The organism is Actinosynnema sp. ALI-1.44 (assembly GCF_001984155.1).
Lineage (GTDB): Bacteria > Actinomycetota > Actinomycetes > Mycobacteriales > Pseudonocardiaceae > Kibdelosporangium.
In genome coordinates this window covers 675,567-688,427 of sequence record NZ_MTQO01000052.1, presented here as the reverse complement: position 1 = coordinate 688,427, position 12,861 = coordinate 675,567, and the positions used below count along the sequence as shown (strand labels likewise).

General features: G+C 68.2%; 14 protein-coding genes. 7 read left to right on the top strand and 7 right to left on the bottom strand.

Annotated elements, in window-relative coordinates:
• The first annotated feature begins 3 nt into the window (after window positions 1-3).
• Window positions 4-891 carry a hypothetical protein gene (locus ALI144C_RS41130; protein WP_143231162.1) on the top strand — a complete coding sequence of 296 codons (888 nt, stop codon included), beginning with the start codon at window positions 4-6 and terminating at the stop codon, window positions 889-891.
• A 1-nt stretch (window position 892) separates the two neighbouring features.
• Here the strand turns inward: ALI144C_RS41130 and ALI144C_RS41125 are convergent, their stop codons facing one another.
• Genes ALI144C_RS41125 through ALI144C_RS41105 form a run of 5 tightly spaced genes read right to left on the bottom strand, consistent with a single transcriptional unit; the run spans window position 893 to window position 8,067 of the window.
• Window positions 893-1,453 carry an HPP family protein gene (locus ALI144C_RS41125; protein ID WP_237774558.1) on the bottom strand — a complete coding sequence of 187 codons (561 nt, stop codon included), beginning with the start codon at window positions 1,451-1,453 and terminating at the stop codon, window positions 893-895.
• Entirely contained in the window at window positions 1,450-2,181 is a 732-nt protein-coding gene (narI, locus tag ALI144C_RS41120) for a respiratory nitrate reductase subunit gamma (protein WP_076992609.1), read from the bottom strand. The genes ALI144C_RS41125 and narI overlap by 4 nt, the downstream gene beginning before the upstream one ends.
• A complete protein-coding gene (gene narJ / locus ALI144C_RS41115; RefSeq protein WP_076992608.1) occupies window positions 2,178-2,789 on the bottom strand; it encodes a nitrate reductase molybdenum cofactor assembly chaperone in 612 nt (203 codons plus the stop codon). The genes narI and narJ overlap by 4 nt, the downstream gene beginning before the upstream one ends.
• The gene (gene narH, locus ALI144C_RS41110) at window positions 2,786-4,366 is read right to left on the bottom strand and encodes a nitrate reductase subunit beta (protein ID WP_076992607.1); all 1,581 of its coding nucleotides are present in this window, start codon (window positions 4,364-4,366) and stop codon (window positions 2,786-2,788) included. Before narH ends, narJ begins: the two co-directional genes overlap by 4 nt.
• On the bottom strand, window positions 4,366-8,067 hold the full coding sequence (locus ALI144C_RS41105) for a nitrate reductase subunit alpha (RefSeq protein ID WP_076992606.1): 3,702 nt from the start codon (window positions 8,065-8,067) through the stop codon (window positions 4,366-4,368). The genes narH and ALI144C_RS41105 overlap by 1 nt, the downstream gene beginning before the upstream one ends.
• 309 nt (window positions 8,068-8,376) lie before the next feature.
• On the opposite strand from ALI144C_RS41105, the gene ALI144C_RS41100 reads away from it, so the two are divergent.
• The 4 genes from ALI144C_RS41100 to ALI144C_RS55990 all read left to right on the top strand — a co-directional run bounded on the left by ALI144C_RS41100 (window position 8,377) and on the right by ALI144C_RS55990 (window position 9,583).
• Window positions 8,377-8,775: a hypothetical protein gene (locus tag ALI144C_RS41100; RefSeq protein WP_143231161.1), complete on the top strand. Its 399-nt coding sequence runs from the start codon at window positions 8,377-8,379 to the stop codon at window positions 8,773-8,775.
• A 7-nt stretch (window positions 8,776-8,782) separates the two neighbouring features.
• Window positions 8,783-8,920, top strand: a complete 138-nt coding sequence (locus ALI144C_RS55995) for a hypothetical protein (protein ID WP_168211454.1) — start codon at window positions 8,783-8,785, stop codon at window positions 8,918-8,920.
• Between the two features lie 43 nt (window positions 8,921-8,963).
• Window positions 8,964-9,323: a hypothetical protein gene (locus ALI144C_RS41095; protein WP_076992604.1), complete on the top strand. Its 360-nt coding sequence runs from the start codon at window positions 8,964-8,966 to the stop codon at window positions 9,321-9,323.
• Window positions 9,324-9,415: 92 nt separating this feature from the next.
• The gene (locus tag ALI144C_RS55990) at window positions 9,416-9,583 is read left to right on the top strand and encodes a hypothetical protein (protein ID WP_168211481.1); all 168 of its coding nucleotides are present in this window, start codon (window positions 9,416-9,418) and stop codon (window positions 9,581-9,583) included.
• A 4-nt stretch (window positions 9,584-9,587) separates the two neighbouring features.
• Here ALI144C_RS55990 and ALI144C_RS41090 read toward each other — a convergent pair whose 3' ends face one another.
• On the bottom strand, window positions 9,588-10,565 hold the full coding sequence (locus ALI144C_RS41090; protein ID WP_076992603.1) for a helix-turn-helix domain-containing protein: 978 nt from the start codon (window positions 10,563-10,565) through the stop codon (window positions 9,588-9,590).
• Window positions 10,566-10,757: 192 nt separating this feature from the next.
• On the bottom strand, window positions 10,758-11,534 hold the full coding sequence (locus ALI144C_RS41085; RefSeq protein WP_076992602.1) for a class I SAM-dependent methyltransferase: 777 nt from the start codon (window positions 11,532-11,534) through the stop codon (window positions 10,758-10,760).
• A 136-nt stretch (window positions 11,535-11,670) separates the two neighbouring features.
• Here ALI144C_RS41085 and ALI144C_RS41080 point away from each other — a divergent pair, with 136 nt between their 5' ends.
• Entirely contained in the window at window positions 11,671-12,087 is a 417-nt protein-coding gene (locus tag ALI144C_RS41080; protein WP_076992601.1) for a tetratricopeptide repeat protein, read from the top strand.
• A gap of 120 nt (window positions 12,088-12,207) precedes the next feature.
• Window positions 12,208-12,792: a lipoprotein gene (locus ALI144C_RS41075; RefSeq protein ID WP_076992600.1), complete on the top strand. Its 585-nt coding sequence runs from the start codon at window positions 12,208-12,210 to the stop codon at window positions 12,790-12,792.
• The last annotated feature ends 69 nt before the right edge of the window (window positions 12,793-12,861 follow it).

Here is a 12,861-nt window from a genome sequence, read left to right as displayed (position 1 = left end):
GTGGTGAGCACCCTGACGACGGCCCAGCACGATCGGTTGATGAACCTTGTCCGGCGCAGCCCGGCGTTCATCGGTATGCGGGTCGTCGTGCACGAGGACAGAGTGCAGGTCGTCGAACCGCACGAGCTGGAGATCGGGCTCGGGCCGGTGTTCGACGCGGTCGAAGGCGTACCGATGGCGCAGTGGGCCGACCTGGTCGACGACCGCCTCAACCGGGTGGTCGACGTGCTGGTCAACGGCGACAGCGACCTGGACGGCCCGGTCGAGCACGTGATCGACCGGATCTACGCGCGGCTGCGGCCGGTCGAGGGCAGCCCGGTCGAGTGGTGGACCTACGCCCCTGAGATCGCGCCAGGCCTGCTGATGGTGCTCGCGCTCGACCACCCCGACCGGGTCGCCATCCTCAACGACGACAGGGTCCGGCAGTACGGCTACGACCAGCTGATCCAGGCGGGACTGGACAACCTGTGCGGCCAGTTGCCCGAGACGTACGCGGTCAGCGACGACGTCTACATCCTCACCGGCGGGGAGTACGTGGGTTCGACTGTGCTTGTCATGCCCTGGGTGGTCGAGGCGGTCACGGGTGAACGCGAGTACCCGGACGGCGTGCTCGTCGCGATGCCCAACCACGGCACGCTGATCTTCCACGTCCTGCGCGACGGTGCTGCCGCCCGGTACGCGATGGGTGAGATCGCCCGGCTCGCGGCAGGCTTCCACGCCGACGCCTCCGGACCGGCGCCGCTGACCCCGTACGTGTACTGGCTGCCTTCCGGCGCGGGCTACCTCGAACCGGTCGCCCACTTCGACGGTGACGCGAACGGTGTCATCGGCGAGGACGTCGTCACCCACTACTCGGCCGACTTCGCCACCGTGCTCAACGGGTTGCGGTAGCTCAGCCCTCCCTGGCACGCCAGAGCGGATATCGCGTACCCGTCAGCCTGTTGATCACGCCACCCAGCACGGTGAGCACGACCACGCTGCACATGATCAGCACGAGCTGCAACGGCGTGTGCAGCACGCCGAGGGAGATGATCAGGGTCGTCGCGCCCGCGGGTGGGTGCGGCAGGCCGAGCAACGTCATCGCCCCGCACGTCAGCGCCAGTGCCAACGCCGCCGCCCCGGCACTGGCGAACGTCATGTGCGTGATCGACGGCCCGCCGTGCCATTGGCCGAACGCCACCAGCCCGATCACCCCGGCCAGCACACCGATCAGGTGGCCGAGCAGCGTGTTGCGGGGGCTCGCGGTCGCGTGCGTGGGACGGGTGAACAGCAGGAACGCGGTGGGACCGAGCGACGGGAACAGCAACGGCTGGTCCGTGACGACCGCCTCCGCCCCGATCAGCGCCATCGTGACGAGGGCGCCGACCGTGGCGTACAGGGCCTTGCCGTGGCGTGCCCGGATCCCCCCGGGCTTCCGATTTCCCTCCGTGTCCGGCGTGGCTGAGAGTGTCAAGGCTGGTCCCAGCCGCGACGCGCCGCCGAGCGGGTGGCCAGTGTCTCGCCGCGGCTGCGGTAGACCACGTACGGCCGGATCAGGTACCGGACGGGCGCGCTGAAGGCGTGCACCAGCCTGCTGAACGGCCAGAGCAGGAACAATGCCATGCCGAACAGCGCGTGCGCCCGGTACATCAGCGGCGCGTCGGCGATCAGCGACGAATCCGGTTGCAGCATCAGGATTCCGCGGAACCACGGCGCGATGCTCACCCGGTAGTCGTATCCGCCCTGTACGCCGTTGACGACCACGGTGACGAACATGCCGAGCAGGATCGTCGCCCCGAGCACGGTGTAGGTCAGCTTGTCGTTGTTCGACGTCGCCTTGCGGACTGCCGGGACGCTCCACCTCCGGTACACCAGGACGGCCAGGCCGACCACGGTGGCCAGGCCCGCGATGGTGCCCGCGACCAAGGACACGAGGTGGTACAGCTCGTTGTGGATACCGAGCCATTCGGTCAGCGACTTCGGGATGAGCAGACCGGCGACGTGCCCGCCGATCACCATGAACAGGCCGAGGTGGAACAGCGGCCCGCCGATCCTCAGCAGCCTCGACTCGTGCAGCTGGGAACTGCGCGTGGTCCAGCCGAACTGGTCGTACTTGAAGCGCCACACCGTGCCGCCGACGAACACCACGATCGTCAGGTACGGCAGCACAGTCCACAGCAACAGGTCGATCGGACTGGTCATCGGGTCGCCTCCAGCGGCCGCGTGGTCGGGTAGCCCAGCAGCACCGGTTCGAGCCCGACCTGTTCCGCGCGCGGCATCGGATCGGCAGGCAGGACGTCCACGGCGTGGGGGACGGTGGCGATCACCGCGCCGACCACCGCCGTGTACGGCGTGTCGATCTTGGACAGCTTGGTGTGCAACAGATCCAGGCCTTGCCGGAACCGGGCGAGCGCCTGGCGGCCCGGCTCGCCGGTGAGCGCGGCGAACTCGAGCAGGATGGGCAGGTAGTCCGGCAGTTCACCGTCGGCGAGCCGGAAACCGTGCTGCCGGTAGGTGCTCTTCATGGCGGCGAGCGAACCGCCGCGTCGGCGCGTGTCCCCGTCGGTGTACCAGGTCATGTACAGGCAGCGGCCCGGTTTGGTGTCGAACACGTCGACGTAGTGCCGGGCCGCGTCGACCGGGGACGTCCGCTCGAAGTGGTCGAGCACCGACGCGATCCCGCCCGCGTGCTTGGCCCCGATCTCGGCCACGCACCGGCGCAGTAGCGGGATCCGTTGGTACAGCTGCTCATCGGGGTAGTGCAGGCAGTGCGACGCGACCTGCTGCAGCACGTTGACCGCGCGGCTCATCGCTTCCGCCCCAAACTGGGGAACATGCCCTCCGGGCGTTCCCCGTCCCGCCACGTGAACAGGTCTGTCTGCCCGTTGCCGTGCCCGTTGGTGCTGGCGCCGCCCATGCCGGGACCGCCGTCGGTGTCCAGGCTGCACGTCGTGCCGATGGACTCCAGTTCGTGCGCACGGCTGATCCCCGCGGTCGGGATGACGTACCTGTCGGCGTACTTGGCCACGGCCAGCAGCCGGTACATGGACTCGATCTGCTCGGCGGTCATCCCAACGCTCTTGGGCACGTACCGGTCCGGCGGTTCACCGAGGTTGATCGACCGCATGTGCGACCGCATCGCCGCGAGCCGCCGCAGCACGTCCCGCACCGGGTCCGGGTCGCCCGCGGTGAACAGCCCGGCGAGGTAGTCGACCGGGATCCGCAGCGCGTCGATGGCGCCGAACAGGTTCCCGGCCCGCTCGCCGTCGAACCCGGTGCTGGACACGGCTTCCACCACCGGCGACAGCGGCGGGATGTACCAGACCATCGGCATGGTCCGGTATTCCGGGTGCAGCGGCAGCGCCACGCGGTGCTCGGCGATCAGCGAGTACACCGGGGAGCGCTGCGCGGCGGTGATCCAGTCGTGCGGGATCCCGGCGCGTCGCGCGGCCGTGACCACCTCGGGGTCGTGCGGGTCGAGGAACACCTCCATCTGCGCCGGGTAGAGCTTCTTGTCGTCCTTGACGCTCGCCGCCCGGCCGACGGCGTCCGCGTCGTAGAGCATGACGCCGATGTAGCGCAGCCTGCCGACGCACGTCTCCGCGCAGATCGTCGGCTGGCCGATCTCCAGCCTGGGGTAGCAGAAGGTGCACTTCTCGGCCTTGCCGGTCTTGTGGTTGAAGTAGACCTTCTTGTACGGGCAGCCGCTGACGCACATCCGCCAGCCGCGGCACCGGTCCTGGTCGACCAGCACGATCCCGTCCTCGGCCCGCTTGTACATCGCGCCGGACGGGCAGGAAGCGACGCAGCTCGGGTTGAGGCAGTGCTCGCAGATGCGCGGCAGGTAGAACATGAACGCCTGCTCGTACTCCAGTTGGATGCTCTTGCCCAACCGGGCGCGCATGCCCTCCGCGACGGGGTCGGTGGCAGCGTGTTCCGGCGCGCCACCGAGACTGTCCTCCCAGTTCGGGCCCCAGCGCACGGAAGTGGGCGCGCCCGTCACCGCGGACACCGGTCGTGCGGTGGGTGTGTCGTCACCCAGCGGCGCGTCGGTGAGGTTGCGGTAGTCGTAGGTCCACGGCTCGTAGTAGTCCTCGATGGCGGGCAGATTCGGGTTGGCGAACAAGGAAAGCATGCGTTTGATCCGGCTGCCCGCGGCGAGTTGCAGCCGTCCGTTGCGGCCGAGCTTCCAACCGCCGTGCCATTGCTCCTGGTCCTCGTAGCGGCGTGGATATCCCTGTCCTGGCTTGGTTTCCACGTTGTTGAACCAGACGTACTCCACACCGCCGCGGTTGGTCCACGTCTGCTTGCACGTGACCGAACAGGTGTGGCAGCCGATGCACTTGTCCAGGTTCATCACCATGGCCAGCTGTGCCATTGGTCTCATCAGTAGGTCACCTCCTGGCTGCGGCGACGCAGCACGGTGACCTCGTCACGCTGGTTGCCGGTGGGGCCGTAGTAGTTGAGCGCGAAGCTGAGCTGGCCGTAGCCGCCGATCAGGTGCGTCGGCTTGATCTGGAGCCTGGTCAGCGAGTTGTGGATACCGCCGCGTTTGCCGGTGGTCTCGGTCTTGGGGACGTTCACCGTGCGTTCCTGCGCGTGGTACATGAAGACCGTGCCGGTGGGCATCCGGTGTGAGACAACGGCTCTGGCGACGACGACGCCGTTGCGGTTGACCGCTTCGACCCAGTCGTTGTCCGACACGCCGATCGCCTCGGCGTCGGCCGGGCTGATCCAGAACGTCGGGCCGCCGCGCGACAACGTCAGCATCAGCAGGTTGTCCTGGTATTCCGAGTGGATCGACCACTTCGAGTGCGGCGTGAGGTACCGCACCGTCACCTCCGGGCCGTTCGGGCCGAGCCTCGGCTCCCCGAACAGCCGGTGCAGGTCCAGCGGCGGCCGGTAGACCGGCAGGTGCTCGCCGATCTCCGCGACCCAGTCGTGGTCGAGGAAGAAGTGCTGCCGCCCGGTGAGCGTGTGCCACGGTTTGAGCTGCTCGACGTTGATGGTGAACGGCGCGTACCGACGGCCGCCGGACTCGTCGCCCGACCACTCCGGACTGGTCACCACCGGCGCGGGACGCGACCGCGTGTCCTCGAACGTGACCCGGTGGGCCTGGTGATGGCTGACCAGATGCCGAAGTGGACGGCCGACGCGCTCCTCCAGCACGCGGAAGCCCTCCTCCGAGACCCGTCCGTTGGTGGTCCCGGACAGGGCCAGCACGGCGTCCGCGGCCTTGCGGTCGGTGTCCAGCAGCGGACGGCCGATCGCGGCGCCGCCGGTGGCCAGGCCGTTGGCCGCACCGAGCCAGGCCAGTTCCGGCGCGACCTCGACGTTGATCCCCTTGGCGGTGGTGCCGAGCTTGTCCAGCAATGGGCCGAGCGCGGCGAGTTTCGCGGCGATCGCGGTGTAGTCCCGTTCCACGACCGTGAGGATCGGGAACGTCCTGCCCGGCACGGGGTCGTCGTCCTCGTCGCGCCAGTCCCGCACCACACCACCGGGCTGGGCGACTTCGCCCGGTGTGTCGTGCTGCAACGCCGTGACCACCAGATCCCGCCTGGTTCCCAGGTGGTCCTCGGCGAGTTCGCTCAGCCGCTCGGCGATGGCGTGGAACGCGTCGAAGTCCGTCCGCGCCTGCCACGGCGGGTCGACCGCCGCGTTGAACGAGTGCACGAACGGGTGCATGTCGGTGCTGGACAGGTCGTGCTTCTCGTACCAGGTCGCCGCGGGCAGCGTGACGTCCGCGAACAACGTCGTGCTGGTCATCCGGAAATCCAGAGCCAGCAACATGTCCAGCTTGCCCTCGGGCGCCTCGTCGCGCCACCGCACGGACTTCGGCCGTTCGTCCGCCGGGACCTCGGTCGCGCGCATGGACGACGTGGTGCCCAGCAGGTGCCTGAGGAAGTACTCGTTGCCCTTGGCCGACGAGCCCAGCAGGTTGGCGCGCCATACCGTGAGCACCCGCGGCCAGTTCTCCGGCGCGTCCGGGTCCTCACAGGCGAACCCGAGCTCGCCTGCCTTCAGCTGGGCCAGCAGGTGCTCCGCCGGGTCGAGCCCGGCTTGTTCGGCCTCGTCGGTCAGGTCGAGCGGGTTGCGGTCGAACGTCGGGTACGACGGCATCCAGCCCAGCCGCGCGGACTGCGACAGGCAGTCCGACACCGTCCGGCCGGTGAGCTTGCCCGGCGCTCCGGGCCACGACAGCGTGTCCGCGGTCAGCCGGTCGTAACGCCACTGGTCGGTGTGCGTGTACCAGTAGGCCGTGCCGATCATCTGCCGCGGCGGACGAGCCCAGTCCAGTGCACCGGCCAAAGTGGACCAGCCGGTGAACGGGCGGACCTTCTCCTGGCCGACGTAGTGCGCCCAGCCGCCGCCGTTGCGGCCCTGGCAGCCGGTCAGCAGCAGCAACGTCAGGAACGACCGGTAGATCAGGTCGGAGTGGAACCAGTGGTTGGTGCCCGCGCCCATCAGGATCATGCAGCGGCCCTTCGAGCGGATCGCGGTGTCCGCGAACTCGCGGGCGATCCTGGTCACCTGGGCGGCGGGGACGCCGGTCAGCGACTCCTGCCACGCCGGGGTCGCCGGGGCGTGCGGGTCGTCCAGGCCGCGCGGCCACTCGCCGGGCAACCCGGCGCGGTGCACGCCGTACTGGGCCAACAGCAGGTCGTACACCGTGGTGACCGTGCGACCGGCGATCCGGCGGACCGGAACACCCCGCGTGATCGCCCCTGCCGTGCCGTCGAGCGTGTCGAACCGGGGCAGCAGGACCGCCGCGGAGTCACCGTCCGGTCCGGAGTAGACCGACAGTGCCGGTGACGTCGACCCGAGGTCCAGGTTCCACCGGCCCGGTTCGTCGGCCCACCGGAAACCCAGCGACCCGTTGGGCACCACCGGTTCGCCGGTGGCCTGGTCCAGCAGGACCGTCTTCCACTCGGTGCCCTTGCTGAGCTGACCCGCGAGATCTGCCTCGGTGAGGAACTTGCCCGGAACCAGCGTGCCGTCACGTTCGTCCAAGGTGATCAGGAAGGGCAGGTCGGTGTACTGCTTGACGTAGTCGGTGAAGAACGGCACCTCGTTGTCCACGAAGCACTCGCGCAACACCACGTGCGCCATGGCCATGGCGACGGCCGCGTCCGTGCCGGGGTGCGGTGCCAGCCACTCGTCGGCGAACTTCGTGGCGTCGGAGTAGTCGGGGGAGCACACCACGACCTTCTGGCCGCGGTAGCGGGCCTCGGTCATGAAGTGCGCGTCCGGCGTCCTGGTGACGGGGACGTTGGAGCCCCACATCATCAGGTACGCCGCGTCCCACCAGTCGGCGGACTCGGGCACGTCGGTCTGGTCGCCGAAGACCTGCGGGGAGGCGGGCGGCAGGTCGGCGTACCAGTCGTAGAAGGACAGCATCGGGGCGCCGATCAGCGCCATGAACCTGGCGCCGACGGCGTGCGAGACCATCGACATGGCGGGGATCGGGGAGAACCCGGCGATCCGGTCGGGCCCGTGGTTCTTCAGCGTGTGCACGTGCGCCGCGGCGACCATCTCGACCGCCTCGTCCCACGTCACCCTGACCAGGCCGCCCTTGCCCCTGGCGCGGTGGTAGGCGAGGCGTTTCATCGGGTCGTCCACAATGGAGGCCCAGGCGAGCACGGGGTCGCCGTGCACCCGCCGCGCCTCGCGGAACATCTCGACCAGGACGCCACGCGCGTACGGATATCGGACGCGCAACGGGGAGTAGGAGTACCACGAGAAGGAGGCGCCGCGCGGGCAGCCTCTCGGCTCGTACTCGGGCCGGTCCGGCCCGGTGGTGGGGTAGTCGACGTCCTGCGACTCCCACGTGATGATGCCGTCCTTGACGTAGACGTTCCACCGGCACGAGCCGGTGCAGTTCACGCCGTGTGTGGACGGCACGACCTTGTCGTGGCTCCACCGGTCGCGGTAGAACGCGTCCGCTTCCCGGCCGCCTGACCGGAAGGTGGCGCGCAGGTCGTCCGATACCTCCTCCCTGGTCAGAAAGCGGCCAGCCGATAGTAGAAGATCGCTCGCCACGCCATCGGTTGTGTACTTGTTCCGAGCGCGGTGAAATGTCGCGCACATGCCTGTGCGTCCTCCCAAGATCCCCGGGTCATTCTGCGCAGCAGATGATCCTATGTAACCGCACGTAAACGAATTGTCACTCTAGATTGTGATGTGCATCACTATAGTAAAAAACGGTTTGGATTGCCATGGTCCTTACTTGGTGCTGGTGATTGGGTCACCTGATCGGCGGTGCTCGCTCCTGGTTTTTCGGGTCTACCGTCACGCTCGGTGTGATCTCTCAGGGATGTGATGATGAGCGCTGATACAAGATTGCGCATACAACCATCTGTGTGGGGTGGCGAAGGGAACAAGCTCGCCGTCCTGCTCATGGAGTTCGCCGCGAACGGGACGCGGATCCGGGACGTGATGCTGACGTCTTTGCTGCGTATGGGCCTGTCGGTGGTCGGCGACCTCGATCGGATCGCGCTGCCGAGGCCCTACGGCTGGGCCGTCGAGCTCGATCCGGAAGGCGGTCTGACCGTGCGGTGGCCGCATCGATCTCCGCTGATCCACCGGCTGAAAGTTCAGTTCCCCGATGTGTGGCGGATTGCTGCGACACGCAATGACGCGGTTGTCTTAGTTGCTTGTTGCGACGTCAATATTCTCGACGGCAACAATGATCGAGTGGCGAGCGGTCGGGGGATTTTGTCCGATCTTGCCGCGAATGGTGATCTGGTCGGTGCCGCTATCGGATTTCGCGAACAAGGATCATTGTCGGCCGCTTAGCAGAGATATGTCCGACAAAGTCGTCATTGACTCGCCACGCGTCATGGCCCGCTGCGGGCCGGAGTCCACCAGGTACGGCATCGTGGTGACCGCGTTGAGCACGGTGATGGCCTGGGTGGGCGTATGGCTGCGCTACCTCACGTAACCTGTCCGGACCTGGGCGGATTCGGGCGAAGGGGAGCGGGCTGGTGCGGGCAGCGGCGAGAGCGAGCCGGTTCGGGCTCCTGCTCGGCCTGCTGCTGGTGCTGCTGGGCCTGAGCGCAGCCGTGGCCCCTGGCCGCGCCGCACCGGGCCCGGCGTCGGTGAACGCCCAGTCGGCGTCCGGGTCCCAGACCATCCGCGACGACCTGCACACCCGGCTGCACCTCTCGGCGGTGGCCCGGCACACACTGAGCACATCGGTCCCGGACACCTCGTGGGCAGTGTCCGCACCGGACGCCGGGCACACCACCCACCTGCGACGGTCGGACGCCGCCGACGCCTCGGGAGCGCGGACCGCGGACACGGCGTCGCAGTCGCGCTCGAGCCGGGCGCCACCGCAAGCGTGAGCTGACCCTTCACTGAACCTCTCTCGGTGCGTGCTCGCGCGCCCAGTTGTCGCGCGCCACCGAGCCCTCGGTCATCCGAAAAGGACTCACGCATGTCTGTTGTTGTGCTCGTGCTGCTCATTGCCCTGGTCATCGCCGTGGTCGGCTTGCTTGGCGTGATGGTCGTCAAGGACAAGCCGTTGCTCGGCGCGGTCGCTCTCGGCGTCCTGCTCCTGCCCGGCACCGTGCTGTCACTGGCTTACGCGGCGATGGTCGCGTAAGCCCTCAACTGGCGATCGGCGTCGTGCCTGTGCGTTCGTGGAAGCCACGCCGGTAGGCCGTAGGCGACTCGCCGACGATCCTGGCGAAGTGGGCGCGCAGGCTGGCGGCACCGCCGAACCCGCACGTGTCGGCGATCCAGCCGATCGGCCGGTCACTGGTCTCCAGCAACTGCTGCGCCTGGCGTACCCGCTGGCGCAGCAGCCACCGCAACGGCGATGTGCCGAGCACGTCGGCGAAGCGGCGCTCGAGTGTGCGCACGCTGACGTTGGCCTGCCCGGCGAGGTCCGCATTGGACAGTGGCAGGTGCAGGCGTGCGTCGGCCCAGTCCAGCAGCGCGCCGAGCCAGTCATCTCGCGCCGTGGCCGACGGTAGTTCGCGGTACTGCGCCTGCCCGCCATCGCGGTGCGGCGGGGTGACCAGGCCGCGGGCGAGTTCGGCGGCCACCGCCGCGCCGTGGTCGATCCGCACCACGTGCAGGCACGCGTCGATGCCCGCCACTGTCCCTGCCGAGGTGATCACGTTCGCGTCCTCGACGTACAGCACGGACGGGTCCACGCGGACGGCCGGGTAGCGGTCGCCGAGTTCCCGCGCGTACAGCCAGTGGGTGGTGGCACGGCGCCCGTCCAGCACTCCGGCCGCGGCCAGGACGAACGCGCCGGAGCAGATCGACAGGATCCGGATCCCGCGCCGGTACGCCCGCCTGACCACGTCGACCAGTTCGGCGGGCTGCTCGTCGTGGACGTTCGTGCACGCCGGGACCACGAGCGTGTCGATGGCGTCCAGATCCCACCCGGCGCCCCCGGGGACGACGGAGAACCCCATGGTGAGCCGCACGGGCCCAGCCCCGACGGGCATCACCGAGAACTCGTACCAGTGGTCGGCCAGGTGCGGCCGGTCGACGCCGAAGACCTGGTACGGCACGGCCGCCTCGAAGATCGGCATACCGTCGGTGACGGCCATCACGACGCGATGGGGACGCATGACGCGAAATTAGCGCAGGATGACGCGGCGGCGGGAGCGGCTTCGACGGCGCGGCTGCGGACGGAAAAGCCCACCGCGCCAAGTTCTCCGGCAAGGACCACCATCGTGTGTTCGCGGGAATCGGCCACAACGTGCCCCAGGAGGCGCCGCACCCCTTCGCCCAGGCGATAGTGGACGCGGGTCGCCTCTGACTCACCCGGTGAGCCGCAGCACAGCGAGGTACTCGTGGTTGTCCCGCAGCAGGTCCGAGAATCTCGGCCGCGGCTCGACGGGCGAAAGCACCTGGTCCCCGACAACGAGCGCGGTCAGCGTCAACCCGGTGCCGGTGAGCAGCAGAGCGAGGTCGGCAGGCGTGTAGCAACGCAGGGTCTGGGTGATCGGCCGTCCGGGATCCGAGGACTCCCACCACGTGTCGGTGGCGGTGCAGGTGACCGGGTCGAACCGGGTGACCTCTCGCAGATCGTGGTCGTATCCCGCGGCGGGGTCGGGCGTGAGGTGTTCGTCGTCACCGTCCCACGAAGCCCAGACGAACGGGTTGAAAACGTCGACGAGGGCAACCCCGCCAGGGCGAAGCCACTCGTCGGCCACCCGGAGGAGCAGGCGGCGCTGATCGGCGTCGGACCCGACCCCGAACCCGTTCCAGTAGCAGACGACGTCGAACCGCCCGGCCAGGGCGATCGCGTAGAAGTCGTCCTGGTGGACAGCGAGTGAACCGGGTGCAAGTCCGTCGGCCAGGCCACCGGAATGACGAATCCGATCACTGATCTCGACCGCGGTCACGGAGTAACCGGCCTGAGCAAGGGCCACGGCAGTCGTCCCGTAACCCGACCCCAGCTCAAGAACATCGCCTGAAGGGGACCCGTGCTCCCGAAGAAGGCGTACCCGCCGATGGTCCCGGTCGGTGACCCGCGCGTCAGCCCTGGCCCACCAGGATCCGGTTTTGGAGTAGAACTCTCGAACCCAGTCCACGACGAGAGAGTGGAGCAGTGGACAGACACCCTTGCCAACCGGTTTTGAGCGGACAGCGGCGGCTAGCCACTCACGAGGTCGGGCGGGAACATCCGTAGGTGGTTGAAGGTTGAACCAGTCGATCCGAGGAGGTCCTGTGATCGAGAACTTCAACGACTACCAGTTCGGTGGCCGGGTCAGCGCCGACCGTTGGGTCACGGCGACGCACCTGTTCGACGGCGGCGTTGGTGTCGTGCACGAGGAGACCCTTGCCGAGCGGTGGGAGCGTGCCGTCTCGCTTTTCGAGGCCAGGGAGTATGTCGCGGCTGCCAAGTTGCTCACCGTCGTGGTCGAGGAGGTTCCTGAGCAGGTTGCGCCGCGGTTGCTGTTGGCTCGTGCCTACTACCACTCCGCTCAGTTGGGACGTGCGGAGGAGCAGTTGCGTGTCGTCATCGAGCGTGATCCGGTTGAGCACTACGCCTATCTCATGCTCGGTCGGACGCTTGAGCGCCAGGGCCGTCATGACGAAGCCGCGCCTTGGCTCAAGGTGGCCGCTGTCTTCGCGGGGCACTAGGTTGTGACCTGCGGGATGGCGATGTTGCCGGTCCCCTGGTGGTTGGTTACATTCTCGCCGGAGAACGGGGATGGCCACTGCGGTTGTTGAGGACTGCGGCCACCAGGGGAAGGAACGCACGTGGTCAGGTTGTGGGGGGGGGCAGGTGTACTCGTCGCGGTGCTACTGGCGGGTTGTAGTAGCGGCAGCGACAGCGCGGGCAAGGACGGCGCCGCTGCTGGTGGCGAGACCATTGGTGCTGACGGCTCGCCGTGTCCGTTGCCTGTGACGTTCAAGTTGCCGGACGGGTGGAAGGCCCAGTCCGTGTCGACCGAGGGCTCCGACGCGTTCGCGATCGGCGACGTCAAGCTCGCCTGCGAACTCGACGCCAAGCCCGCGGGCATGGTGGGGTTCATCCGGGTTTTCGTCGGTGACACCGGCAAGCCGAGTGAGGACGTGCTGAAGGCGTTCGTGGCGACGTACAAGGGCGAGGGCCCGGGTGACTCCGCCGAGAAGTACTCCGCTGCCAAGATCGGCGGCGCCGATGGCTCGGAAGTCAGTTACGTCAGCCACCCGATCGACGGCGACGGCAAGAAGGAGGCCGCCTTCGCGGTCAAGCCGGGTGCCAGGACGATCCTCGTCCACGTCGGTGGCCTCGACAACGAGGAGCACGAGAGCATGCTCCCCGGCTTCAAGCTGGTCAAGGAGAGCCTCGCGGCGCGATGACTCCGGCGACAAACCCGGATCGGATCTGGAAGCCCGGTGCCCGGCGATAAGGTCCGGTGTGAGTCGGGG

Excerpts from the sequence above, each read along its gene's own strand:
- narH (WP_076992607.1), bottom strand. The coding sequence starts at position 4,366 with ATGAGACCAATGGCACAGCTGGCCATGGTGATGAACCTGGACAAGTGC.
- ALI144C_RS41100 (WP_143231161.1), top strand. The coding sequence starts at position 8,377 with ATGGAGTTCGCCGCGAACGGGACGCGGATCCGGGACGTGATGCTGACG.
- ALI144C_RS55995 (WP_168211454.1), top strand. The coding sequence starts at position 8,783 with ATGTCCGACAAAGTCGTCATTGACTCGCCACGCGTCATGGCCCGCTGC.
- ALI144C_RS55990 (WP_168211481.1), top strand. The coding sequence starts at position 9,416 with ATGTCTGTTGTTGTGCTCGTGCTGCTCATTGCCCTGGTCATCGCCGTG.
- narI (WP_076992609.1), bottom strand. The coding sequence starts at position 2,181 with ATGACCAGTCCGATCGACCTGTTGCTGTGGACTGTGCTGCCGTACCTG.
- ALI144C_RS41105 (WP_076992606.1), bottom strand. The coding sequence starts at position 8,067 with ATGTGCGCGACATTTCACCGCGCTCGGAACAAGTACACAACCGATGGC.
- narJ (WP_076992608.1), bottom strand. The coding sequence starts at position 2,789 with ATGAGCCGCGCGGTCAACGTGCTGCAGCAGGTCGCGTCGCACTGCCTG.
- ALI144C_RS41090 (WP_076992603.1), bottom strand. The coding sequence starts at position 10,565 with ATGCGTCCCCATCGCGTCGTGATGGCCGTCACCGACGGTATGCCGATC.